The organism is Agarivorans sp. Toyoura001 (genome assembly GCF_005405585.1).
In the GTDB taxonomy this organism is placed as follows: domain Bacteria; phylum Pseudomonadota; class Gammaproteobacteria; order Enterobacterales; family Celerinatantimonadaceae; genus Agarivorans.
Genome location: NZ_BJEQ01000006.1, coordinates 118452 through 142325, shown reverse-complemented (window position 1 = coordinate 142325; position 23874 = coordinate 118452). Strand labels below are relative to the sequence as shown.

26 protein-coding genes are annotated in these 23874 nt (G+C 44.4%); 19 read left to right on the top strand and 7 right to left on the bottom strand.

What is annotated here, in order from left to right; translation table 11 throughout:
* The first annotated feature begins 496 nt into the window (after positions 1-496).
* The 16 genes from FFR00_RS10015 (at position 497) to FFR00_RS09940 (ending at position 16431) form a co-directional block, all read left to right on the top strand.
* Positions 497-2518 carry an RICIN domain-containing protein gene (locus FFR00_RS10015; protein WP_137673260.1) on the top strand — a complete coding sequence of 674 codons (2022 nt, stop codon included), beginning with the start codon at positions 497-499 and terminating at the stop codon, positions 2516-2518.
* 237 nt (positions 2519-2755) lie between these two features.
* The gene (nifE, locus tag FFR00_RS10010; protein WP_137673259.1) at positions 2756-4162 is read left to right on the top strand and encodes a nitrogenase iron-molybdenum cofactor biosynthesis protein NifE; all 1407 of its coding nucleotides are present in this window, start codon (positions 2756-2758) and stop codon (positions 4160-4162) included.
* Positions 4159-5556 (top strand): nitrogenase iron-molybdenum cofactor biosynthesis protein NifN, encoded by a 1398-nt coding sequence (nifN, locus tag FFR00_RS10005; RefSeq protein WP_137673258.1) that lies wholly within the window; start codon positions 4159-4161, stop codon positions 5554-5556. The genes nifE and nifN overlap by 4 nt, the downstream gene beginning before the upstream one ends.
* Positions 5557-5565: 9 nt before the next feature.
* Complete coding sequence (locus tag FFR00_RS10000) at positions 5566-6036, top strand: NifB/NifX family molybdenum-iron cluster-binding protein (protein ID WP_137673257.1); 471 nt, start codon at positions 5566-5568, stop codon at positions 6034-6036.
* A gap of 41 nt (positions 6037-6077) precedes the next feature.
* Positions 6078-6383, top strand: coding sequence for a ferredoxin III, nif-specific (gene fdxB, locus FFR00_RS09995; RefSeq protein ID WP_137673256.1), 306 nt, complete (start codon positions 6078-6080; stop codon positions 6381-6383).
* 12 nt (positions 6384-6395) lie between these two features.
* Positions 6396-6872, top strand: a complete 477-nt coding sequence (locus FFR00_RS09990) for a SoxR reducing system RseC family protein (RefSeq protein ID WP_137673255.1) — start codon at positions 6396-6398, stop codon at positions 6870-6872.
* A 257-nt stretch (positions 6873-7129) separates the two neighbouring features.
* On the top strand, positions 7130-7990 hold the full coding sequence (nifU, locus tag FFR00_RS09985) for a Fe-S cluster assembly protein NifU (RefSeq protein WP_137673254.1): 861 nt from the start codon (positions 7130-7132) through the stop codon (positions 7988-7990).
* A 12-nt stretch (positions 7991-8002) separates the two neighbouring features.
* Positions 8003-9238, top strand: coding sequence for a cysteine desulfurase NifS (nifS, locus tag FFR00_RS09980; protein ID WP_137673253.1), 1236 nt, complete (start codon positions 8003-8005; stop codon positions 9236-9238).
* Positions 9239-9277: 39 nt separating this feature from the next.
* Positions 9278-10429: a homocitrate synthase gene (nifV, locus tag FFR00_RS09975; RefSeq protein WP_137673252.1), complete on the top strand. Its 1152-nt coding sequence runs from the start codon at positions 9278-9280 to the stop codon at positions 10427-10429.
* 11 nt (positions 10430-10440) lie between these two features.
* Positions 10441-10722: a nitrogenase-stabilizing/protective protein NifW gene (locus FFR00_RS09970; RefSeq protein ID WP_137673251.1), complete on the top strand. Its 282-nt coding sequence runs from the start codon at positions 10441-10443 to the stop codon at positions 10720-10722.
* 15 nt (positions 10723-10737) lie between these two features.
* A complete protein-coding gene (locus FFR00_RS09965) occupies positions 10738-11196 on the top strand; it encodes a nitrogen fixation protein NifZ (RefSeq protein ID WP_137673250.1) in 459 nt (152 codons plus the stop codon).
* On the top strand, positions 11186-12073 hold the full coding sequence (gene nifM / locus FFR00_RS09960) for a nitrogen fixation protein NifM (protein ID WP_137673249.1): 888 nt from the start codon (positions 11186-11188) through the stop codon (positions 12071-12073). Before FFR00_RS09965 ends, nifM begins: the two co-directional genes overlap by 11 nt.
* Positions 12074-12369: 296 nt before the next feature.
* A complete protein-coding gene (locus FFR00_RS09955) occupies positions 12370-14415 on the top strand; it encodes a PhoX family phosphatase (RefSeq protein WP_137673248.1) in 2046 nt (681 codons plus the stop codon).
* A 78-nt stretch (positions 14416-14493) separates the two neighbouring features.
* A complete protein-coding gene (tatA, locus tag FFR00_RS09950) occupies positions 14494-14709 on the top strand; it encodes a twin-arginine translocase TatA/TatE family subunit (protein ID WP_137673247.1) in 216 nt (71 codons plus the stop codon).
* A gap of 419 nt (positions 14710-15128) precedes the next feature.
* Positions 15129-15560, top strand: coding sequence for a hypothetical protein (locus FFR00_RS09945; protein WP_137673246.1), 432 nt, complete (start codon positions 15129-15131; stop codon positions 15558-15560).
* 370 nt (positions 15561-15930) lie between these two features.
* Complete coding sequence (locus tag FFR00_RS09940; protein WP_137673245.1) at positions 15931-16431, top strand: GNAT family N-acetyltransferase; 501 nt, start codon at positions 15931-15933, stop codon at positions 16429-16431.
* Positions 16432-16470: 39 nt separating this feature from the next.
* Here the strand turns inward: FFR00_RS09940 and FFR00_RS09935 are convergent, their stop codons facing one another.
* A complete protein-coding gene (locus FFR00_RS09935; protein ID WP_137673244.1) occupies positions 16471-17115 on the bottom strand; it encodes a DUF3157 family protein in 645 nt (214 codons plus the stop codon).
* A gap of 278 nt (positions 17116-17393) precedes the next feature.
* On the opposite strand from FFR00_RS09935, the gene FFR00_RS09930 reads away from it, so the two are divergent.
* From FFR00_RS09930 to FFR00_RS09920, 3 genes are all read left to right on the top strand, one after another.
* A complete protein-coding gene (locus tag FFR00_RS09930; RefSeq protein ID WP_137673243.1) occupies positions 17394-17870 on the top strand; it encodes a YcxB family protein in 477 nt (158 codons plus the stop codon).
* Positions 17871-17984: 114 nt separating this feature from the next.
* A complete protein-coding gene (locus FFR00_RS09925; RefSeq protein ID WP_137673242.1) occupies positions 17985-18404 on the top strand; it encodes a hypothetical protein in 420 nt (139 codons plus the stop codon).
* A gap of 37 nt (positions 18405-18441) precedes the next feature.
* Positions 18442-18978 carry a GNAT family N-acetyltransferase gene (locus FFR00_RS09920; protein ID WP_137673241.1) on the top strand — a complete coding sequence of 179 codons (537 nt, stop codon included), beginning with the start codon at positions 18442-18444 and terminating at the stop codon, positions 18976-18978.
* Between the two features lie 60 nt (positions 18979-19038).
* Here the strand turns inward: FFR00_RS09920 and FFR00_RS09915 are convergent, their stop codons facing one another.
* From FFR00_RS09915 to rsxC, 6 genes are all read right to left on the bottom strand, one after another.
* Positions 19039-19578 carry a flavodoxin gene (locus FFR00_RS09915; RefSeq protein ID WP_137673240.1) on the bottom strand — a complete coding sequence of 180 codons (540 nt, stop codon included), beginning with the start codon at positions 19576-19578 and terminating at the stop codon, positions 19039-19041.
* A 244-nt stretch (positions 19579-19822) separates the two neighbouring features.
* A complete protein-coding gene (locus tag FFR00_RS09910) occupies positions 19823-20089 on the bottom strand; it encodes an RnfH family protein (RefSeq protein WP_137673239.1) in 267 nt (88 codons plus the stop codon).
* A gap of 2 nt (positions 20090-20091) precedes the next feature.
* On the bottom strand, positions 20092-20787 hold the full coding sequence (locus tag FFR00_RS09905) for an electron transport complex subunit E (protein ID WP_137673238.1): 696 nt from the start codon (positions 20785-20787) through the stop codon (positions 20092-20094).
* 1 nt (position 20788) lies between these two features.
* Positions 20789-21397 (bottom strand): electron transport complex subunit RsxG, encoded by a 609-nt coding sequence (gene rsxG / locus FFR00_RS09900; RefSeq protein ID WP_137673237.1) that lies wholly within the window; start codon positions 21395-21397, stop codon positions 20789-20791.
* Positions 21398-21399: 2 nt separating this feature from the next.
* A complete protein-coding gene (locus FFR00_RS09895; protein ID WP_137673236.1) occupies positions 21400-22404 on the bottom strand; it encodes an RnfABCDGE type electron transport complex subunit D in 1005 nt (334 codons plus the stop codon).
* On the bottom strand, positions 22397-23872 hold the full coding sequence (rsxC, locus tag FFR00_RS09890) for an electron transport complex subunit RsxC (protein ID WP_137673235.1): 1476 nt from the start codon (positions 23870-23872) through the stop codon (positions 22397-22399). The genes FFR00_RS09895 and rsxC overlap by 8 nt, the downstream gene beginning before the upstream one ends.
* Positions 23873-23874: the final 2 nt, after the last annotated feature.

Sequence of the window (23874 nt, the reverse complement as noted above, 5' to 3'; positions counted from 1 at the left end):
GTTTTGTACCGGTTCCTCTGGTTATGTTGAGTAATACCACTGCCGATACAAAGCCAATAGCCAACCATTTGTGAGGGAAACCTCTACTATTTTAGCTTTAAGACTTCGAGCTAGAAACGTTTAGCGAAGTCTATTTCTAGTAAATCCTGGCTTTTACCTTATTAATTAAAAATAAATTTAAAAATATTTTTGTTATGTGGTTTTGTAATACCTATTGGTTATTTTAATTCTAAAATTTATTTACTTGCCTATGAAAATGTTTACTTTGTGATCTGTTCATTGTGAATACTATGGTTGTTCATTATGTAGTATTTTTAGTTTTCTGTGTTTTGTTGTTTTTAATATGTTTTCAGTTGTTCTAAAGGGGATTCTTGAAATAAATTAGTCTTGTTATTTAGTTTCTCGTATGAATTAATAATTGGTTTAATCGACTCCATTGTTGGCCAGTATTGTTTTCAATACTTTAATGGATTAACTAATATAAAATGGGAACAACATGATTTTTAGAAACAAGATATCTCTGGGTGTCACCATGGCGTTTGTTATGTCAGCCCCCTTGTCGGCGGCTACGGTTAGCGACGCAGAATACCGTAATGTTGAGGTTCGCCATAGCGGTAAATGTATCGATTTGTCTGCCGGTAACACAGCTAACTTTGCCCCTTTCGCTCAATGGACTTGTGGTGAAAATAATGCCAACCAACGATTAGCTTTTGTTAACCAAGGTAATGGTTTTTACAGCATAAAAACTAAGGCCAGTAGTAAGTGCTTAGAAGTTAAAAATGGTGATGTAAGTAATGGCGCTGATATTCAACAGTTAGATTGCCAAGTAAACGATGAAAAACAATATTGGTCGTTGCTAGACATGAATAATGGCTGGTTTAAATTAAAAAACCAACAAACAGAAAAATGTTTAGACGTAGCAGGTGCCTATACTGAAAACGGTGATGAATTTCATCAGTGGGCATGTTTAGCCGATCATCCTAATCAAGAATTTAGATTTATTTATGATGTGGACAATGGCGACAACGCTAATCCTGAAGACGTTGTTGGCACTATAAATATCGAAGCCGAAGATTTTGTCAGTCAGGGTGGCACTTTTGACGATAACCAGCAAACACCGGTCAGTAAATATACCGTCGCTGGGCAAGGTGCTATTAACTACATAAACAGCGGTGATTTTGTCGATTACGACGTTAATGTAGACAAAGCCGGTATGTACTTAGTGAGTTTTAATGTTGCTACCGCCATCACCGAAAACTCAAGCATTGAGTTACTGGTAATGGAAGGTGGAGCATGGCGTTCTTATGTTCAAGCTCAAGTACCAGCCAACGGTTGGGATAACTTTTCACCACTTACTGCTAATACCGAAGTAGCGTTACCAGCGGGTGTTCAACAAGTGCGTATTCACGCACTTGGTACAAATGATTGGCAATGGAACTTAGAATCTTTCAAATTGGTTTGGCAGGGTGAGTTAACTGGCCCCACAGAGCCTCCATTGTTAGATGACGACGGTGACGGCGTTCTAAATGCTAACGATTTATGCCCAAATACGGGGCTAAGTGAAGCCGTAGACCAAAATGGATGTTCACCATCACAGTTAGATGACGATAACGACGGTGTGAATAACGCCATCGATCTTTGTCCAAATACGCCACCTGGAACCTCGGTAGATAACAGCGGTTGCGAAGTTTCCTCACCAAACGTCATCGACGTAAATACAGCCGATGCTACTTTACCTAGTTTTGTGTCTTTTAATAACACAACTCCACAAGGTAAACGTTGGGAAAAAGTAGATAACTTATCTGATGAGTTTGAATTTTGGAATGGTGCTAAGTGGTTAAAAACCAATTGGAACTATGGAAATACACCAGTCAACATGCTGAACAAGAATTCAGGTGTGGCCGACGGTAACTTGTGGATCCAAGCAACCTTAAATGCCGATAGCCCTAACCAGTGGTTTGAATCATCTAGAGTACGCTCAGTAGCCAAAATCAAGTTCCCGATGTATACCGAAAGCCGGATAAAAGTGGCTAACATTTCGGCCTACTCAACATTCTGGTTAAACAATGGTGATATTAACAATCGCGATGAGATTGATATCATCGAAATCAACCCAGTTCCTACCTGTAACTGTCAGCCAGACTTTCCTTGGAAAATGAACTCGCAATACTTTATTGCTAAAAACGGCTCAACAGAGCGTAATCATGGTAACTCTGATAACCGTACCGATCTATCGGATCAAAATACCTTGCAAGGTGTTTTATGGACCGAGGATTATCATGTATTTGGCGCATGGTGGAAAGATGAGCATACCGTACAGTTTTACCTAAACGGTGAACCAGTAAACAAGGTAACCACCCAGCAACCATTCACGCTTGAGCAATTCATTATTTGGGATTTATGGAGCCAGGATTCAAGTTGGGTAGGGGGTCTTCCTCAAAAAGATGACCTATTAAACAACGACAATAACATTATGAAAGTTGACTGGATCCGTACCTGGAAATTAGTCAACGATTAATCCTTTGGCTTAAACAACATTCATAGTTTTAAAGGGCTTACCTTCACGGGTAAGCCCTTTTTTGTTGGTGATTAAGGTGTACGAGATACCTATACATTGTGTTGTTTGGCAGTATTTTGTTGTGTTTGCTACAAGAGAATATTCATATATATCAACACCTAAGGCTTTGGAATGTCTGTTGCAACTAGATCTGCTGAGTGCTTTAACAAGCAAAGTTGCAAGTGATGAGGAGTAAGCATGAAGCGAAGTGATATTGCTGAATTATTAGATGAGCCAGCTTGTGAGCATAACCAAGGAGAAAAAAGCGGCTGTGCTAGGCCGGTGCCTGGTGCAACTGCGGGTGGTTGCAGTTTTGATGGAGCCCAAATAAGCCTGCTACCGATAGCCGACGTTGCCCATATTGTTCATGGGCCTATAGCTTGTGCTGGGAACAGTTGGAATAACCGAGGTACTCGCGCCTCTGGTCGCAACTTGTTTCGATTAGGGTTTACCACGGATTTAAACGAACAAGACGTGATAATGGGGCGAGCAGAAAAACGGCTACTTCACGCAATAAAAACCGTTATCGAGAAACATCAGCCGCCAGCTGTGTTTGTTTACGTTACTTGTGTTCCTGCCTTAGAAGGTAATGACGTTCACGCTATATGCAAAATGGCCCAGCAGCGCTGGAAACTTCCCGTTGTTGCAGTAGATGCAGCCGGTTTTTACGGGAGTAAAAACCTAGGTAACCGCATTGCGGGAGAGGTAATGGTAAAACAGGTTGTGGGAAGTGCTGAGCCACCAGCAAAACCCTTAATGCGCCACGATCCAACACGCCAAGTAAACGATATTGTGCTGATAGGTGAATACAATATTGCTGGAGAATTTTGGCACGTATCACCCTTACTAGAACGTTTAGGGTATCGGGTATTAAGCTGCATGTCGGGAGATACCCGCTTCCACGAAATTCAAACCATGCACCGAGCCGACGCGGCCATGGTGGTGTGCTCTCGCGCGCAAATAAACGTCGCACGTATGCTAGAAGAACGCTGGGACATTCCCTGGTTCGAAGGCAGTTTTTATGGCGTAGAGGATACATCAGCAGCATTAAGAAGCTTCGCTAAATTGATTAATGATCCCCAAGTGATCCGCGAAACAGAGGTATTGATAGCTGAGCAAGAAATTACCATCCGCAAGAAACTGCAGCCTTATATTAATCGCTTAACTGGTACTAAGGCCCTGCTGTATACCGGCGGAGTAAAGTCGTGGTCGATAGTCTCAGCATTGCAAGAGCTAGGTGTTAGCGTAGTGGCTACAGGGACCAAAAAATCCACTGCTGAAGACAAAGCCCGTATTAAACAAATAATGGGTGATGAAGCCTTAATGTTAGACGAAGGCGGTGCAAGAAACCTATTAGACATTGCTAGTCAGCAACAGGCCGACTTATTAATAGCAGGTGGGCGCAACATGTATACCGCGCTTAAAGCGCGATTACCGTTCCTCGACATTAACCAAGAGCGTGAACACGCCTACGCAGGCTACGAGGGCATGCTTACTTTTGCTAAAGAACTGTGCCGCACCTTAGAAAGTCCAATTTGGCCGCTGGTTGCTAGTACTGCGCCGTGGCAGCAAACAGTACGATTAAGCAGCGAGGAGCAATTATGAGCAAAGATAACCATCACATCGCTATAAATCGCAGCGCCTTAGTAGAACAACCGTTAAAAACCAGTGCGGCTACCGGAGCAACCTTAGCCTGTATGGGATTAAGCAATGCGATCCCTTTAATGCATGGCTCCCAGGGATGTGGTGCGTTCGCTAAGGTTTACTTGATACAACATTATCGCGAACCCATACCGCTACAAAACACCGCCATAGACCACATTGCTGCAGTAATGGGAGGTGACGACAACTTAAACAAAGCATTGGCACTGTTATGTGAAAAACATCAGCCTCAATTAATTATGGTGGTGACTACAGGCTTAACGGAGATGCAAGGCTGCGACGTAGCCAGAGTTATTCGTGAATTTAAAGCTAACCATCTGCAGTATTTAAAAAGCAGACTGGTTTCTGTATCAACCCCTGATTTTAGCGGCTCGATGCAAAGTGGTTTTGCACATGCTGTTGAAGCTTGCGTGCAACAGTTAATTGTAGAGCCTACCGTTGATAGCAAACTTACGGTTGCGGTACAGCCACAACTTAATGTGTTTTGCTCAGTGGCCTTAACCAGCGCAGATTGTGAGTTAATTGAACGGTATTGCTCAGCGTTTGGATTTAACGCGGTGTTACTCCCGAATTTAAGTGATTCCTTAGATGGCCACTTGGCCGATGAAGATTTTTCTAACACCAGTACTGGCGGTACCGGGGTAAATCAAATTACCAGCATGGTAAATAGCGTAGCGAGTTTGGTGATTGGCGAATCTCTATTACCCGCAGCAAAATTGTTGCAAGAACACTACGCGGTGCCTTATCACTCATTAGGTCTGGTTATGGGCCTAGAGAAGTGTGACAAACTGGTGATGTTGCTGTCTAGGCTATCCAATCAAGCAGTGCCCGATTGGATAAATCGTCAACGTAAACGGCTGCAAGACGCCATGTTAGATTGCCACTTTCTGTTATCGGCTAGCCAAGTGTCTATGGCCTTAGAGCCAGACGCAGCAGCAGGTTACGCAACATTGTTAGCCGAGAATGGTGCAGTGTTAAACAAACTTGTCACAACCCTCAATGTGCCAGAACTTAAAGCGATTAAGGCAAATAACGTGGTAGTAGGGGATCTATCAAACCTTACCAATGTTATTGCCGATAGTGAGTTTGTTATAGGCAATACCCATTGCGCCAATTTATGCGAGCCCTCCACACCGGTATTACGAGCAGGCTTCCCTTGCCATGATCAGTTTGGTAATAGCGATGCGCTGCAAGTGGGATACGAAGGTGCCAGAAATCGCTTATTTGCCATGGCTAATTTACTAAAAGCCAATCATCAAGACGAAGTACCTGCCCATGTAAGTGCTTACCGTTTTGAACCAGAAAGTTGTGTTAAACATCCACTGCCCATTTCCTAAGGTGCTGCTATGAATGCGATGGAAAGAAAGCTTTCAATTATCGAAGACGGCCAACAACGCGAGCACTGTTTTAAAGTGGCTTTTGCCAGTGAGAGTAAACACAAGGTTGACCAACATTTTGGTAGCGCACATACCTTTTTGATTTACGGTTTTGGTGAGCAACATATTCAACTTATTGAAGCGCTGCAGTTTGAAGTGACTAAACCTGGTCACGACGCCGGGCGCTTGAGCCAACGCATCGAAGCCCTTAAAGGCTGTGCAGCCGTATTCAGTAACGCTTGTGGCCAACGAGCAATAGAAAAACTTAAGCAATCGGGTATCAGTAGTTTAATGGTTGATAGCGATATAGAGCTTAGTGTTTTGTTGGGAGAAATTCACTTGCAGTTTGTTCATCAACCGATGGCGTGGATGCAAAACAAACAGACTGATTCAGCCGAACAAACCCAACGTTTAAACGAACTATTAGATGAGCCTTGGTAACAAGGTAATGGAATGTAAATTAACTAAAAAAGGAAAGAGTAATGAGCGATAAAAACTTTATGGGGCTCACCAGAGACGGATCACCTTGGGAACCGCAGTTTGTTACGGCATTAGATCAAGACGCATGTATTGGTTGCGGGCGATGCTACAAAGTTTGCCCACGTGATGTGTTTGATTTGGTTGAGCGAGAAATAGACGAAGATGACGAAGCCTATGACGATTATGACGACGATGTAGTGATGGTGATGGAGCTGAAAAACGCCGGTGATTGTATTGGTTGTGCGGCTTGCTCTACCGTATGTGCTAAAAATTGCCACACCCATACACCCGCTAGCGCTTTGGTCTAGGAAGCAGATCTTATGGCACAAGTAAGCTTAAATGTGGTTAGCGTGTCAGGTGATAAAGTTGTTTTAGAAGGACAGCGGCAAAGTGCCTGTTCTTCTTGTGTGAGTAAAAATAGCTGTGTCACTGTGAACAGTGACACAGCTACCTTGCTACGGGCAGAACTTACCAGCCCAGCGCACTATAAGGTTGGGCAGCAAGTAGACATGAATTGCCACGACAGCTTTTTACTAAAAGCCATTATGGTGATGTTTGCTCCTGCTTTATGTGGTTTGCTTGGTTTTGCTTTATTGGCTAACTATTTGTTTGCGGCCGCTCATCCTCATACGGTCGAATACATTAATTTAGGGGCCGCTCTATTGGGTTTTGTCTCTGGCTTACTGTTAAGTCGGTATTTTGCCCAGCCGCTTATTGGGCAGCTTAATCAGCAGTTGTCATTAAGGCCTACAACATCCTGTAGCAAATCTAACAAGCCATCCGATAATGTGATTTAACTCACACTGAAAATATTTATCCCGAGTTGATAAATCAATATTTATCAGTAGGTTACGTTCATTGGTTGATTGGGTATCCCACTTGCAATACCTAATGTAGGTAATAACCCGTTGTGATTGAGTTTGCGGCCCTTGAGCAAGAAACGCTGTGTTCTAGGTTCCCAATGGCTTATCAACACTCAGTCTAGGGCAGTAATGTTGTCTTATCACCGCGGGTTACTACCACTACCAATTAACTCATCATTGTGGGGTAGCGTATGTGGAACTATTCAGAAAAAGTAAAACAGCATTTCTTTCAACCCAAAAATGCTAAAGCAGTCGATCATGCAAACGCCATTGGTGACGTGGGTTCAATTTCCTGCGGAGACGCCTTGCGTCTTAGTCTTAAAGTAAACCCTGATAGTGATGTGATTGAAGACGCCGGATTTCAAACTTTTGGCTGTGGCAGCGCGATTGCCTCTTCGTCGGCATTAACTGAGATGATCATAGGTCAAACCATCGATCAAGTAATGCGTATTTCCAATCAAGATATTGTTGATTTTTTAGATGGTTTACCGCCAGAGAAAATGCATTGCTCAGTCATGGGAATGGAAGCATTGCATGCTGCGGTAGCGCAATATCGTGGAGAAGAAGTTGCCGAGGAACATGAAGAAGGTGAACTCATTTGTAAATGTTTTGCCATCGACGACGCGCTAATTAAACGCGTGGTAAGCCAAAACAATCTCGAAACCTTAGATGAGGTGATCAACTACACCAAGGCTGGCGGCGCCTGTGCAGCTTGCCACGAGAAAATTGAATGGGTACTCGAAGAATGCTTAGGTACGCCATTGGCAGATCCCATTGTCACGCCAGCTAGCCCGAGCAAAGCTAATACCATTGTTGGCAAGATACGTCTTATTGAACAAGCCCTAGAGCAAGTAAGGCCGCAACTTCAAGCAGACGGTGGTGATGTGCAATTGTCAGACGTAGAAGATGACATGGTGTTTGTTTCACTCACCGGCGCTTGCAATGGATGTGGTTTATCAGGTGCCACCCTGGCCATGATTGAGCAAAAGATCAGTGCCGTATTAGGCGAGACCATCACCGTTTATCCAACTGGCGCAGCCAGCTTAGCTTAAGGAAATAACACTATGAGCAACTTAACTACGCTAAACAAAGCCACTCAGCTGGCCTACTTGGATAATAACGCCACCACTCAAGTTGATGCCAAAGTACTGGAACAAATGCTGCCTTATTTAAGTGAGTTTTATGGTAACCCTTCTTCTATCCATCAGTTTGGTGAGCAAGTGGGTAAAGCGATAGAGCATGCAAGGCAACAAGTGCAAGCTTTGATTGGCGCCAGCTATAGTAGCGAGGTCATCTTTACCTCGTGCGCCACAGAAGCCAGCGCAACAGCCATTATGTCGGCCATTGAAGCCTTTCCAAATCGGAAAGAGATCATTACTTCAGTGATTGAACACCCAGCCACGTTAGAGCTTTGTCAAAACCTTGAGCGTAAAGGTTATACGGTGCATTGGATAAAAGTAGATGCGCGTGGTCGATTAGACATGGAAGCTTACAAACAAGCGCTGAGTAGCGAAGTCGCTGTAGCCAGTTTTATGTGGGCAAACAACGAAACCGGGAGTCTGTTCCCAATTCGCGGTATGGCAGAGTTAGCAAAACAACATGGCATTTTATTTCATACCGACGCAGTGCAGGTCGCTGGCAAGTTACCTATTCAAGTTGCTGACAGCGGTATAGATCTGCTGTCTATCTCTGGGCACAAGTTCCATGCACCCAAAGGAGTGGGCGCGTTGTACCTGCGCCGTGGCGCCAAATTCCGACCATTACTGCGTGGCGGCCACCAGGAGCGCGGTCGTAGAGCTGGCACAGAGAATAGCAGCGGCATTGTTGGCTTAGGTAAAGCAGCAGAGTTAGCCATGCAATCTATTGAACAAGATTCTGCGCGAATCAAGATGATGCGCGACCGCTTGGAAATGGGGCTGTTAGCGCGTATTCCACATTGTTTTGTTACCGGCGACCCTCGTCATCGTGTACCTAATACCAGCAACATCGCTTTCGAGTTTGTTGAAGGCGAGTCCATTTTATTGATGCTGGATCAACACGGCATTGCAGCGTCTTCAGGGTCTGCCTGTACTTCGGGTTCACTCGAGCCATCGCATGTTATGCGCGCTATGGATATTCCTTATACCGCGGCACATGGCGCTATTCGTTTTTCGCTGTCTCGCTTTACGAGTGAAGAAATGATTGACCAAGTGCTGGCAGTGTTACCAGGCATCGTGGAAAAATTACGGATGCTTTCGCCTTATTGGGATACCGTAAGCAACCAACCCGCAGAGCAAAGTTTTAGCCCTGTTTACGCTTAATCATCGAGTAGTCAGCGAACGATAAAGGGGGAGGGAACCATGTTAATCATAAACGACACCACTTTGCGTGACGGTGAACAAACAGCGGGCGTGGCTTTTAGCGCCCAAGAAAAACTAAACATAGCCAGTAGTTTACAAGCTGCTGGTGTTGCAGAGTTAGAAGTAGGCGTACCGGCAATGAGCAGCGCCGAACGCGAGGTAATAAGTTCCATTTGCCAGCAGCTAAACACCAGTAAAACCATGGGCTGGAGCCGGCTTAATCAGCATGATATCTCACTCGCTGCTGGCCTAGGTTTAGACTATCTAGACATCTCTATTCCTGCTTCTAATCAGCAACGTGAGTCTAAGTTGGCGCTTAGCAAAGTACAGTTATTTAGCTTGTTAGAACGCGGTATTGCTCAAGCCTTAGACCTAGGTATTAAGGTATGCGTGGGGATGGAAGATGCCTCTCGGGCTACCATAGACGAGCTTCAAACCATTGCTGAGCTGGCGCAAAAATCCGGTGCATCGCGGCTTCGTTTCGCTGACACCTTGGGGGTACTGGACCCGTTTGCCACTGAAGTGTTTATTAGCGCCCTGAAACAAAGCAGTGATTTACACATTGAGATGCATGCCCATAACGATTTGGGTATGGCTACCGCCAATACGCTTGCGGCTATTAAAGCGGGCGTTGACTCGGTGAATACCACCGTTATTGGCTTAGGTGAACGAGCTGGCAATGCAGCCCTAGAAGAAGTTTTAATGGCGCTGAATGTTACGCATTTGGCAGGCCAGCGAACTATTCCCGAAATAGACTTAAAACAGCTTCCTAAAATATGTGAACTAGTGGCTCAAGCCTCTGGTCGCAGTGTGGCGGTAAGCAAAAGCATTATTGGTCAACATGTTTTTACCCACGAGTCAGGAATACACGTAGACGGTCTGCTAAAAGATCCGCAAAACTACCAAGGTTTTTCGCCCGCGTTATTGGGCCGTAACCACACCGTGGTATTAGGCAAACATTCTGGATTTTCGGCCATTGAATCGGTTTATCAATCACTCGGCATCGACTTAACTAAGCCCCAGTGTATGGCCCTAAAATCACTATTGGTGAATTGGGCAGAAAGGCATAAACGTAGCCCCAGTTCCCAAGAGTTATTCGGGTTTTATCAACAATGTGTTAAGCCGCAGCTTTCACAAGCACTTTGTGTTTAAAGGAGTAGGCCATGTTAGTTCACGCAATAGAAGATCCAAAGTTGCAGCAGCAAATAGCTAATTTAAGCAGTGCAGAGTCGTTTCTCGAATTTTTTAAGGTGAGTTATCAACCCAACTTACTACAAGTAAAAAGGGTGGTGTATTTACGCTTGCTTGGCCAAGTGCTTTCCGAGCAACAATGTAGCAATTTTAACGAATTTAAAGCGGCGGTGGCCAAAGCTTACTGCTTGTTAGAAAAAGGCGTGGTGTTGGCGCATGCTGCACCCGCTTGTAAAACGTGTAGCGGCTGTTAAACAGTGAGGTAGCAGATGAATACAGCAAAATTTGGTTACGGATGCAAAGTGAGAGTGGTTGAGAATATTCGCAACGACGGAAGTTTCCCTGGCTGCAAAAAAGGTGCGTTATTAGTACGTCGTGGTGCTTGCGGGTACGTTCGACAATCGGGTTACCATTTACAAAATAACCTTATCTATCAGGTGCAGTTTATTAATCGTGGATTAACCATTGGCTGTAAAGAGGCCGAGTTAATTGATGCCGAATTGGTATGGCAGCCTAATCAATTTGAATATGGTGATAAAGCCGCGCTAAGCCTTTCTTTATCGCAAGAAGGTGAAATTGTGGCCAATAAAGGCAGTATTGTTGATGTATTAGCAGTAAGGCGTAAAGCTAAAACTAGCCCAAGTTATCGAATTCAAATTGGCGAACTCGATGTAGAGGTACCAGAGCGCGCATTGGTAAGCCTTGAGGAGGCCGCTTATGTTGGATAGCGTAGACCTTACTGCAGATAGTCCGTTAACTAGTTCAATAGACAGCCCTCAAGCTTATCTTTGTATGAAAACCAGCATTTCTTTGTTTGAACTAAATCCAGATCAATTAAGCCCAAAACAGGTCGCCGAGTTGCAAAGGGTAGTAAGTAAATCCTTTCATATTCAGCAAAAAGTGCTTGCCTCTAAAGAAGCAAAACTGGTGCATGTTGATGATGCGCAGCTAAACAAAGGTTTAGCGCTTATCAAACAAAATTTTGAATCCGCTGAAGCATTTAATAAAGCGCTACTGGCTAATCAGCTAAGTGAGCCAAGGCTGCGAGACGCGCTACGTTTAGAACTTAGTTGTGAAGCTGTGCTGGCGTATGTCAGTAAAAATGTCGCGCCCGTTAGCGAAGCGCAAGCCCTAGCGTTTTATCAGCAGTACCCTGAAAAATTTCTACAAGTAGAACGGCGAGCGGCCCATCATATTCTGATTACTGTTAATGAGCAGTTTAAAGAGAATGCGCCAACTCAAGCTAAGTCACGTATTTATCAGTTGGCGAAGCAAGTGAATAGTGACAATTTTGAACAGTTAGCCGAGCGGCACTCTGAATGTCCAACCGCGGTAAGTGGTGGCAAGCTGGGTTTAGTCGCACGAGACCAGTTATTACCTCAGCTAGACGAAGCCCTGTTTAATATGGACGAAGCGAGTTTTAGTCAGCCTATTTTTACGGGTATGGGTTACCACTTGTTATGGTGCAAACAAATCATGGGTGAACACAAAATACTCTTTGAAGAAGCAAAATCAAAAATTGAAGAGGCGCTTCTTGGGCAAGCGCAAAAACAGCAACAGCGTCAGTGGTTGGTTAAAACGTGTCAAGGGTCTTCTTTTAACTAATGAGTATTTAAGTCAATAGGCACAAAATTTTGATGATTACTTGGGTATTACTTCAGTAAGCTTTCTAGAGATAAATGTTGAGTATTGTCTATAAAAGCGAAATATTATCCTGGAAATTAATACTATTTTTTTAGAGATAGATGAAACGGCGATTACTGGTTTATTAGTATACTTGTTAATTACTTAGCGCTTAGCAAAGTCACAAAATAATCCATACAAACTTAACGTAAATGTAACATTGTGGAATTAGCTTAATCCGAACAATAAATGAGAGTACTTAACTAGGATATAGCTAAATGAGCAAGGAAACATTTAACCCAACGCGTTTTAACAAAAGTAAAAACCCAAGCTTTGATGAAGTGCTAGATGTGCACCTCTCACGCCGTAAAATCTTAAAAGGCGGCTTAGGCTTAGGCGCAATGGCTACCTTTGGTGCTTTTGGTTTAGCTGGCTGTAACTCTTCTAGCAGCACTGCTGTTGGCAGTGGTGATACACCTAGCGCAACGCTAAACTTCAACTCAATCGCTGGTTCTAAAATTGATGCTGTAAGCGTACCAGAAGGCTACACTGCACAAATTCTTGCACCTTGGGGCCAACCAATAAATGCCACAGCGACGGCTTGGCAAGATGACGGTAGCAACGATGCCGTAGACCAAAACAATGCGATGGGCATGCATCACGACGGTTTGCACTTCTTCCCGCTAAACGATGCCAGTACCGACGGCTTGTTGTGCGTAAACCACGAGTACATTGATCAAAACGCGCTACACCCCACTGGAACAGATGCTGATGCCGATGGCATCCGCAGCAGCATAGACCAAGTACGCAAGGAAATTGCTGCTCATGGCGTTAGTGTTATTCGCATTCAATTGCAAGATAATGGCCAGTGGATGATGCTAGACACCGACCCATTAAACCGCCGCTATACCGGCGCCACCGTTATGGATATTTCTGGCCCCTTAGCGCACTCTAGCAAACTAGCCACGCCATTTTCGCCAGATGGCAGCCAAGCTCGTGGCACGCTAAACAACTGTGGTAACGGCTACACACCATGGGGTACTTACTTGACCTGTGAAGAAAACTGGCCTGGTTACTTTATTAACACTGGCACAACCACTGATGAGCAAGACCGCATAGGTTTAGACACATCTGGCACCACCCGTTATGGCTGGGAGACACTGGCTGGTAACGCTGCTGAGCGTGTAGACGAGTTTGCCCGTTTTAACGTAACTCCTACTGGCGCAACGGCCATGGACGACTACCGCAACGAAGCCAACGGCCACGGTTACATTGTAGAAATTGACCCCTACACAGCAAACTCACGCGCCGTAAAACGTACTGCTTTAGGCCGCTTCCGCCACGAAGGTTGTACCTTTGGAACACTTGAAGTTGGTAAACCCATTGTATTTTACTCAGGCCACGACTCGCGCTTTGAGTACATGTACAAATTTGTGTCTGAGAAAATGTGGGATGCAGCCGATGCAGACCCAACAGATCGCCTAGCGGTAGGTGACAAATACATGGACCAAGGCACACTTTACGTTGCCAAGTTTGACGCTGACGGCGTAGGCCATTGGTTATCTCTTACTTTAGAGAGCGCGACCACTGCTGGCGGCACATTGGCCGACTCGTTTGCAGCACTGGAAGACATTATTTTAAACACCGCTGGCGCTGCTGATTTAGTTGGCGCAACTCCAATGGATCGCCCAGAATGGTGTGCCGTAGACCCAATTACTGGTTCTGTTTATTTAACACTAACCAACAATACTCGACGTGACGACACCACCGGTACAAACCCTGCTAATCCGCGCTTAAACAACAAATTTGGCCATGTAATTCGTTGGGACGAAGGTGACGCAGCGACCGACTTTAGCTGGGACATCTTTGTATTTGGTTCACCAGCAGACGGTGACGCAGACACCAACCTATCTGGATTGGGTGAGTTTAATCAATTTGCTAGCCCAGACGGTTTGGCATTTGATAAGCGCGGCATTATGTGGATTCAAACAGATAACGGTGCAGACGAAGTTAAAAACTACACCAACGATCAAATGCTGGCAGTAGTGCCTTCTGCGATAAAAGACGCCGACGGTAATGCTGATACCATTAACAGCGAAAACCAAGGTGAATTGCGCCGCTTCTTTGTAGGACCAAACGGTTGTGAAGTTACAGGCTTTACCATAAGCCCTGACTACACCACTATGTTTGTGTGTGTTCAACACCCAAGTAACTGGCCTTACAGCACCAACGCAGCAGAAGAAACACCGGTTGGTGTTGATTTGCGCCCGCGTGCATCAGTAGTGGCGATTCGTAAAAACGACGGTAGTGCTCTAGGCGTTTAAGTTACCCGGTAAACGTTAAAACAGGCTCTATCTGAGCCTGTTTGTTGTTTAAGAGCAAGAAAACAAAAAGGAGTGAGCATGGGTTTAGGTGGAATTAGTGTTTGGCAACTGGTTATAGTGGCCGTAATTGTTGCTTTATTGTTTGGTACTAAGCGCTTACGCGGTTTGGGCGGCGATTTAGGCACTACTATTAAAGGCTTTAAACAAGCTATGAGCGAAGACATTAAGGGTAAAACTACTCCAGAAACCGGTTTACGAGTTGAAACTGGCGGCAGCAAAAACCTAAGTAAATAACCGTGTTTGGTTTTTGGGAGCTAATGCTAATAGCCATAATGGGCTTAGCCTTGCTAGGCCCACAGCGATTACCTCAGGCATTGCGTAGCGGTTTTAGCATAAACAGCTTAAACGCTCAATAAATTAGATATCTATAACTCTTGAGAAGAAGCTCACCTTAAGTTGTATTCATCAGTCGCTAATGTCGCCACTAGAACCTACTCATAAAGTGACAGCTACCGCAGTTAGCAATAGACAACATTCAGCAACAGACTCCCACAAATAATCTTAGCTGTTTCATAGGCTGTGTTTTGGGCGAACCTGCTTCTCACTTTTTGGTACTTTTTGAGCTGTTTTGTCAGCCTTGTTACGCTTGAACTGATCCAACCAGATAATGATGCTATTGTATGACTTAACTATCAAGAGGAATGAGGTGACTAATGTATAAAAAGCTAATCATATTAACTCTCACAATGTTTAGTTTATCAGGATGTGTGTCTACGGCACCAACAGCAGAAGATGAGTTTGAGCTAATCGTTAAAACCAACGGCTACTATTCGTCTGAAGGTTACTCAACCAAAGTTGTTGACCAAAAATTGGTAAAGAAAAAACTGTTTTATACGCTTACGTTTGACGATCTTTCCACCAACATGCTTACTTATTTGACCACCAGCACTCCTTTAGCAAATGGCAAAGTAAGCGCCAATGCTGTGGTGAGTAAAGTTAGCAGCAAATACACGGTAGCTTACGATAAGCTCAATGGTGGATATGAAATACGCTTTTACGAAAACAAAGCTGACATGAACACCGACTACATTCTGCACGCTAATGAGCTAGGCGAAATTGAAGACTTTAGGTTCATTGTTAAGTAGCCACTAACACCAGGGTAATACCATCTAAGCTGTTTGCCATTACCAATTAGCGATTGTTAAAGGGCCTAGAAACTTAGGCCTCAAAAGCTAATCCAATAGCCAAGTAAGCCTAATATTCCGCTAAGCTCCTTCTTCTTCAGCCCTATATTCACATTTATGATAATTCTATCAATTTGATAGGTAGAACACTTATTCACCAATTAGTTAGTGCTATTGTTTGGTCTAAGTAAGCCGTATGGAAACTCTTGTTAAACAAATGAGTTTTCGGGTTTTCTTATAGCGGATTTTGATACGTATAATTGCTATGCGGCTTGGGCTAGTTTTGAGCCTTAAAGCTTTTGTTTAACACTCGCAATTTGAGAAGGACATCATGGAGCGCAAAGTAAGGGAAGCACTGTTAGGTGATGTAGCCGCTATTGCTGCTATTCATGTTAACGCTTGGAAGTCTGCTTTTAAGGGCTTAATGCCAAAAGGCTATATTGATAAGTACACGGTTCAGTTAAGGCAACGTGAATGGCTCCAAGCCATTAGTACCGGCGTTGAACATGTATTGGTGGCATTAGACAATAACCAGATTGTTGGTTTCTTATCTTATAGCGAAGCTAAGTCTTCTGCTGCAATTCTCGAACTTCATAAACTCTACCTTTGTCCTAGCGTTTACCGAAAGGGAATAGGGCAACTATTAATGGCGCAACTAGCGTTAAAAGCGAAAGCAAAAGACATAGAGGAAATGAACCTTTATGTGCTGGATACAAATAAGGTAGCGATTACCTTCTATCGTAAACTTGGATTTGAGTTTTCGGCTAATAGCCTTACCGACACTTTTGAAGGTGAAATTATTACCGATCTGCAAATGGTTAAGCGACTTTAAGCTTAAAGCAAGCGCCATTAGCACAGGGTTGAAACAGTATTAGCGTGATTCCATATTGGTGATTTTCAGGCTTAATAATTGTTTATCCCACTGGGTTTTATCTACCCCCTCAAACCAAAGAATCTCACTGGTGCGTGACTGCTCTTTGCGCAAATAGGTGTCTGGCATCCTAAAAATAGCTTGCCAAACTTTTACTTCTTGCTGGGTTAATACGGTACCAGAGTCGGCATATAAACTGACTTCAAGCAATATTTGTACGTAGTTTTTGGTGCCTGTGTTGACCAGTTGGAAATGCAGACCAAGCCGGTCTTTATCATCCCATTGGCTGTTGAGTAGGCTTATTTTTACGCCATTCTTTGCAGTAGACTTTAGTAACTCAGCTTGATTGATCGCTATGTCACTTAAACGCTCAGGTGAATGAGAAGACTCTGAATTAGCCAATGGTGTTTCTGAGGCTGCTACAGCAACCGGTAATACAGCATTGCTTGTTTCAACTGAGGCAGTTGTTTCACTTTGCGTGTTTAACAGCAGGTATTGCCAGGTAAAGTCGTCATTCAACTGTACTTGAGCGCCATTTTGTAAGGTAACTATTTCTAAAGTTTTAGGTTCAAATTGCTCAGCTAGGCTGGGCATTACCCAACACAAGCCACAGATTGCAGCGAAAACGTTTAACTTTTTCAGCATTGTGTTTTGTCCTTCAAACAAAATGGTTTTAGCATAAACAAGCATCGCCAAAATTAACACTGCAGTGGTTATTGCTATGGCGTTTTGTGGTGTAGCTATTTGTTACTTGTTCAATGAGTAATTGCCCACCACCATTGGTTTAGCGTTTCCCTTGTGTCGTTAAAACAGTAAAATAGCCCATTAGCAAGTGGCACTTACAGCTTAAGATTAACGATGACTAATAATCCATTCAACCATTAAGTGTTACTAACAATACTCAACATTTATAAGTGAGTTTTATGCAGGCGTTTACCACTCAATTTACTTTATCTCGCGCTTATCTTGCAGAGTGCTTTGATCAAACTCTACCCTATGGAAAAAATGCCAAGCCCAATTATACGCTTCCTGTAGTGTTTTTTGTTTTGGGCATGGGGTTGCTAGCGTTTATTGAAGACTCAGGCACGGTCGGATTTATGCTAATTGTTTTAGCGGTTATGGAAGTGCTACATATTCGGTTTCGCCGTGCATGGTGGCTAACCCGCCAAATGTGGGGCAGAAGTGCCGACAATGAAGTAAAGTTGAGCCTTGACGAGAACGGCATCAACACGCAAAACCCCTATACAAAAACGTCAGTGTTGTGGAGTGACATTCAGCGGGTGATTGAAACAGAGTTGGGCTTAATTTTGGTGGCTAAGTCTGGCGGCCAACAGTATTTGTCTAAATCATTGTTTTCTGATGCGGTGATCAGCGAAATTCTTGCCATTAGTAATGAGTAGTCAAGACGAATTAAACCAGTACTAGGTGCTAGTTTTAACACTGCCTAAAAACGAGTTTTGAAATGAACAGTGACGATACGGCAGGCTTACATAACTTTAAGCAGAGGGTTATTTATGAATACCTTTCTTGTAGCGGCAGGAACACTCAGTGCTATAGCCGCCCTTATGCACGTGGGTTGTATTGTTTTTGGTGCATCGTGGTATCGCTTTTTCGGCGCGGGTGAAAAAATGGCGCTTCTGGCAGAGCAAAAAAGTATTAAACCTGCCTTAATCACCAGCGGTATTGGTGCAATTCTTTCGGTTTGGGCGCTTTATGCTTTTTCTGCTGCAACGCTATCATTCGCTTTACCTTATCCACGTATTGTTTTAGTACTGATTACATTGGTCTATTTAGTTCGCGGATTGGCTGGTTTGTTGTTGATTAAAAAGCCTATGGGCAATACACCAAGGTTTTGGTTGTGGAGTTCGGTAATTTGTTTGCTTATTGGATTGATTCACCTAGTGGGACTGAGCCAGCAATGGCCTAATCTGTAAGCCATTTTCCTCTTCGATAATTAAGGTAGGTGCAACAATGTTGCTCGAATTATTTAGCGCTAATCAATCACCAGCGGTGATTCAACTTTTTACTGAGGTATTCTCTGATTCAGAAGGAAAAGAAGAGGGGCAACTAATTGGCCATTTGGTCACTGACATTGTGGCTAATACCAAAGCAGAAGACTTGATTGGTTTTGTTGCTCTAGAAGACAAGGAGATCGTCGCCAGCATATTTTTTAGCCGCTTAGTGCTTCCCAATAAGCAAGCTGGTTATATTTTATCACCGGTGGCAGTGGCTACTCGCCAGCAAGGGAAAGGCGTGGGGCAGAAGCTAATTAATGCCGGCATCAAACATTTACGTGCTTTAGGCGGTGAGGTGTTAGTCACCTATGGCGATCCAAGTTTTTACTCAAAGGTGGGTTTTAGTCAGATTAGCCAAGATATGATTAAAGCGCCTTTAGTATTGAGTCATCCTGAAGGTTGGCTAGCTCAGTCTTTGAGCGAAGAACCACTAGTGCCAATCACCGGGGAAACAGCGTGTATTGAGGCTTTAAATCACCAGAAATATTGGTAATAAAGCATGAAATAGAAAGGGCACATTAGTATGTGCCCTAGGTAATGGTTTTATAGGGTGCTACACACCAAACTCTGCTTTAATTTGTTCTAACCAACCGCTAATACGTTCTGGGTGTAACTCGCTCTGATTATCGTTATCTAACACTAGGCCAGCAAACTTACCGTTCTCTAGTAACGCAGATGAATCGTCAAACTCATAACCCTCGGCTGGCCATTCGCCAACAACATCGGCGCCGGTTTCTAGAATCGCATCGTACAATTCACCCAAGCCATCAACAAACTCGCCTGCGTAATTCACTTGATCGCCTAAACCGTATAATGCCACCTTAATACCTGCAAAGTCTGCTACGTCTAGTTGTGGCATAAACTCATCCCAACTTTCTGTTTGGCAATCGGCTGCTAAACCAGGTAGCTGGCCTTCACCTAGGGTTGGTGTACCCAGAATAAGCATTTTGTAAGAGGATAGGGTGTCTATGTCTACGCGATTAATGTTAAGTGGCTTGTCGCTAAGTTCCGCCCCCAATTGTTGATGGATCTGTTTAGCGATTTTGCGAGTAGTACCGGTGTCAGTTCCAAAAAATATGCCTATCTCTGCCATGATTGTACTCCTTAATATGCTGGCTTATTGTTAGTGCTGCAATAAGTAAACCAACCCTTTAATTCATAATTATCAGTGAGTTAAGATTTCGTTTTATTTTGTTACACAGACGATTGTTGCAAAGGTGACAGGGTTTGGTATGCAGATTGTGCTATTTATTACTTAGTGAGTTTGTGCGGGCTTACAGTATCGATAATGAAAAAACACTGCGGGTGCAGTGTTTGATGGAGATAAATGTAGCTTTTTACTCATCTTCGTCGTCATCGTCTACAACGGGAGGGCTCCAGGTAATCGGTCGATAAATTTCGACTCTATCCCCTGCAACTAGCTGGCTCTCCAAGGTAACGAATTTACCAAACACACCTACCTTTTGTTTTTCTAGCTGGATCTCGGGGCACAAATCTAAAATACCTGATTGATGTAAAGCGTTAATCACGCTGCTTTCATTCACTACATCTACATTAATGCACAGCTGTTGCTGTGGGGTGGCATAAGCAATACTCACTAACATTACTACGCTCCTTTTGATTGTGCAGTAGGACTTAGCTCGGGCGTAGCCTTGAGCGCAGCCATAGACTCTAGCTTTTGTTGAATCTGCCTATGCACGCTAAGTAAAATGCCTAATACAATAAAACCACCTGGCGGCAGTATCACTAACAGCAAGCCTCGGTAGTCAGGTACTACGGTAAACTCTATCGCCCTAAATGCTGAACCCAATAGAATATGAGCATCGGCGAACAGCGTACCAGAGCCAATAATTTCTCTAATACCGCCCAAGAATACCAATACCCAAGTAAATCCAATGCCCATGGCTAAGCCGTCGACCACAGCTGGTAACGGCGCTTGGCGACTAGCGAATGATTCAACTCGACCTAAAATGGCACAGTTAGTCACGATTAATGGAATGAACAAGCCAAGCACTTTGTGTAGCGGATGAACCCAAGCATTAAGTACCATGTCGGTTATGGTGACTAAGGTTGCTATCATCAAAATGTTGATTGGGATCCGCACTGCGCGGCTAACATAATCTTTAGTTAAGGCGCTAATTAAGTTAGCTAATACCATAACGACTAAACTGGCCAGTCCTAAACCTAAGCCGTTTGTAGCGCTAGACGTTACGGCTAACAAGGGACACAAGGCTAAACATTGGCCCAGCACAACGTTGTTATTCCATAATCCGTCGGCAATTATGCGTTTGTATTGGCTCATGCTAGCTTCCTTGTTTAGTGTTTAAATCTAACAGTGCTTGATGCACTGCGTTTACCACAGCGCGCGGTGTGATGGTTGCGCCAGTAAATTGATCAAACTCACCACCATCTTTTTTTACCGCCCAGCCTTTGCTTGTAGTATTAGCCAAGCTTTTATCGTTAAAACTTAATATCCAAGGGTTTTTGGCAAGTTCTATTTTGTCTCCCAAGCCTGGTGTTTCGCTGTGGTTTAGTACTCTCACTCCGGTAATGCTTAATTCAGCGTTTACTCCAACTAAAAGGTTTATTGGGCCGGCATAGCCTTTGGCACTTAGTTGCACTACATAACCACTGGCCTGTTGTTGCTTATCTAAGGCGTTGTAAACAGTGTATGTGCGGTCATCAATGCTGAAGCTATGCTCGGTAGCGAGCAGAGAATTACTGTAATGTTGCTGCGGCATGACTAAGTCGATAGCTGCAAGTTTATCTTCGTTCTCTCGCTGGGCGATGGCGGGTTCAGTAATGATATTCAAGCCGACCAGTAAAGCGCTTGAAATACCCACTGCGAAAGCTAAAGATAGTGACTGATAGATACTACTGTTAATGTGTTTTTCTACGCAGGGTAAGGCCATTGTTACACTCCTTTATTGCGTTTAAATAGCGATTGAGCACCAAATATTTTTGGCCGAAGATAGTGGTCTATCACCGGAGTACAGGCATTCATTATTAGCACTGCAAAGGCCACGCCTTCGGGGTAACTACCAACGCTACGGATCAACCAGATCAACAGGCCACAACCGGCACCAAACAACAGTTGTCCGCGCGGACTGGTGGGAGATGTGACCATGTCAGTCGCAATAAAAAACGCCGCTAGCATTGCGCCGCCCGACAATAGATGAGCGATACCAGAAGCGTAATCATTAGGGCTTAGCATGTGAGCGATGGTCGCGGGAACAAATAATCCACCGATTAAGGCTAGTGGGATATAGGGCCGAATAATGCCTCGCCAGATCAAAAAAACACCGCCTAGTGCAATCAGTAGAGCACTAGTTTCACCAAGGCTTCCAGCATGTTTTCCCAGGGCTAGATCTTGCCAATTAGTCAGCTGATTGAGATTGGCTAAAGGTGTAGCAGCGCTAATTCCATCAATGCCTAACCACGCTTGATTTAACATGATTCCTTGAGCCCCGATATCTGGAACTGAGATGGCTTGCCAGTTAGTGAGTTCAACGGGAAAACAAATCAGCAGCATTACGCGGCCTAGCATCGCTGGATTAAAGGGGTTATGACCAAGACCACCATAAACTTGTTTGCCTAAGGTTACGGCAAAACAACAACCAAAACTGGCTATCCACCATGGGGTACTTGCAGGAAGGCTCATTGCCAGCAACAAAGCCGTTAACAAGGCTGATCCATCTAATGCCGCTAGGCTGCGTTTACCTTGTAATTGCAAACAAGCAAGCTCTGCGATTAAAGCGCTCACAATACAGGAAGCCAATACAGTAAGTGCCGGTAAACCAAATAGGTAAACGCCATAGAGCGCGGCGGGCAGTAGCGCCAACACCACTAAATACATAATGTTAGTTGTAGAGGTACCCGAATGAGTATGTGGCGCGGCAATGGGATTGATTTTACTCATTAGTTTCTCCTTGGCTGACTCGAGCGCGCGCAGGGCGTTTACGTTTAGATGCTTTGGCTGCCTTTTTTGCTGCGGCTTCTTTGGCTAAGCGCTGCTGACGCGCCTCGGTTAGCTGGCGAGCTAAATTGGATTTTTGCATCATGCTGCGTTGGGCATTGATATTGGATTTTGCATGCTGAAAATATTGAACCAGTGGAATACTAGAGGGGCATATATAGCTGCATGCTCCGCATAACAAACAGGAATCTAGGCCAAACTGCTGGGCACCCTGCCAATCGTCGTGGTTACTATGGGCTGCCATTTGGAAAGGCATAAGTCCCATGGGGCACACCTTTACGCAGTTGCCGCAACGCACACAATCTTGGCTATTACGATGATTGATTTTGTCTTCGCTTAGCGCTAACAAACCGCCAATACTTTTATCTATGGGCACAAACGGAGAAGGCAGCACTTGGCCCATCATTGGCCCACCTGCAATCATCCGCTTGGCTTCTACTTTTAGCCCGCCACATTCTGCAATTACCTGCGATACTAGGCTGCCAATGGGCACGGTAATGTTGGCCGGAGATTCAATTGCATCACCAGATACTGTGATCACGCGTTCGATCAAGGGGCGTTTGAATCGCACTGCTTGATAGATGGCTTTAGCCGTAGCAACGTTATGCACCAAAATACCTTGGGCAGTGCTGAGTTGGCCCGGTGGGATGGCTATGCCAGTGGCCGCTTTTATTAAATGCCGTTCTGACCCCATCGGATAAAGGCTAGGGACGACTTTTATGCTGAAATTGCTAAAGTCTTCACTAGCTGCATTTATCGCAGCGATAGCGTCAGGCTTGTTATCCTCGATAGCGATGATGGCTTTGTTCGCGCCAATGGCTTTAAGCATGATGTTGATACCCGCGATGATCTCTGCAGCATGCTCTTGCATTAAGCGGTCGTCGCAGGTCAGGTAGGGTTCACATTCACCGCCGTTAATCAGTAGCGTGTGCACCTTGGCTTTGCGCGCCAAACGGAGTTTAATTCCGCTGGGAAAACCAGCACCGCCTAAACCCACTACGCCTGCATCAAGTACCCGTTGTACCAATTGTTCATGGTCTAATTTTTGATAATCGCTTGGCGGGAAATCTTCTCCCCATTGTTTTTCGCCATTACAGGTAATGACCAAGGTTTGGCTTTTAATTCCTGCGGGGTGGCTACTTAGGTAAGGTTTTATATCGACTACTTTGCCGTTTACCGGCGAGTGTAAAGGTACTGTCATGTCGTTACTGCCTTTAGCAATAAGCTGACCTTTAAATACCTCATCGCCTACCGATACTAAGCAACTCAGCATAGACCCATTGCGTTGCTGCATGCCGAGGTAAACCCGGTCAGGAGTAAAGCTTCGGCTAATGCTTTGTTGCTGCGTTAACTCTTTGTACCCTTTGGGATGTACCCCGCCACTAAAAGGCTTGGGTTTTAAGTTGAACATGG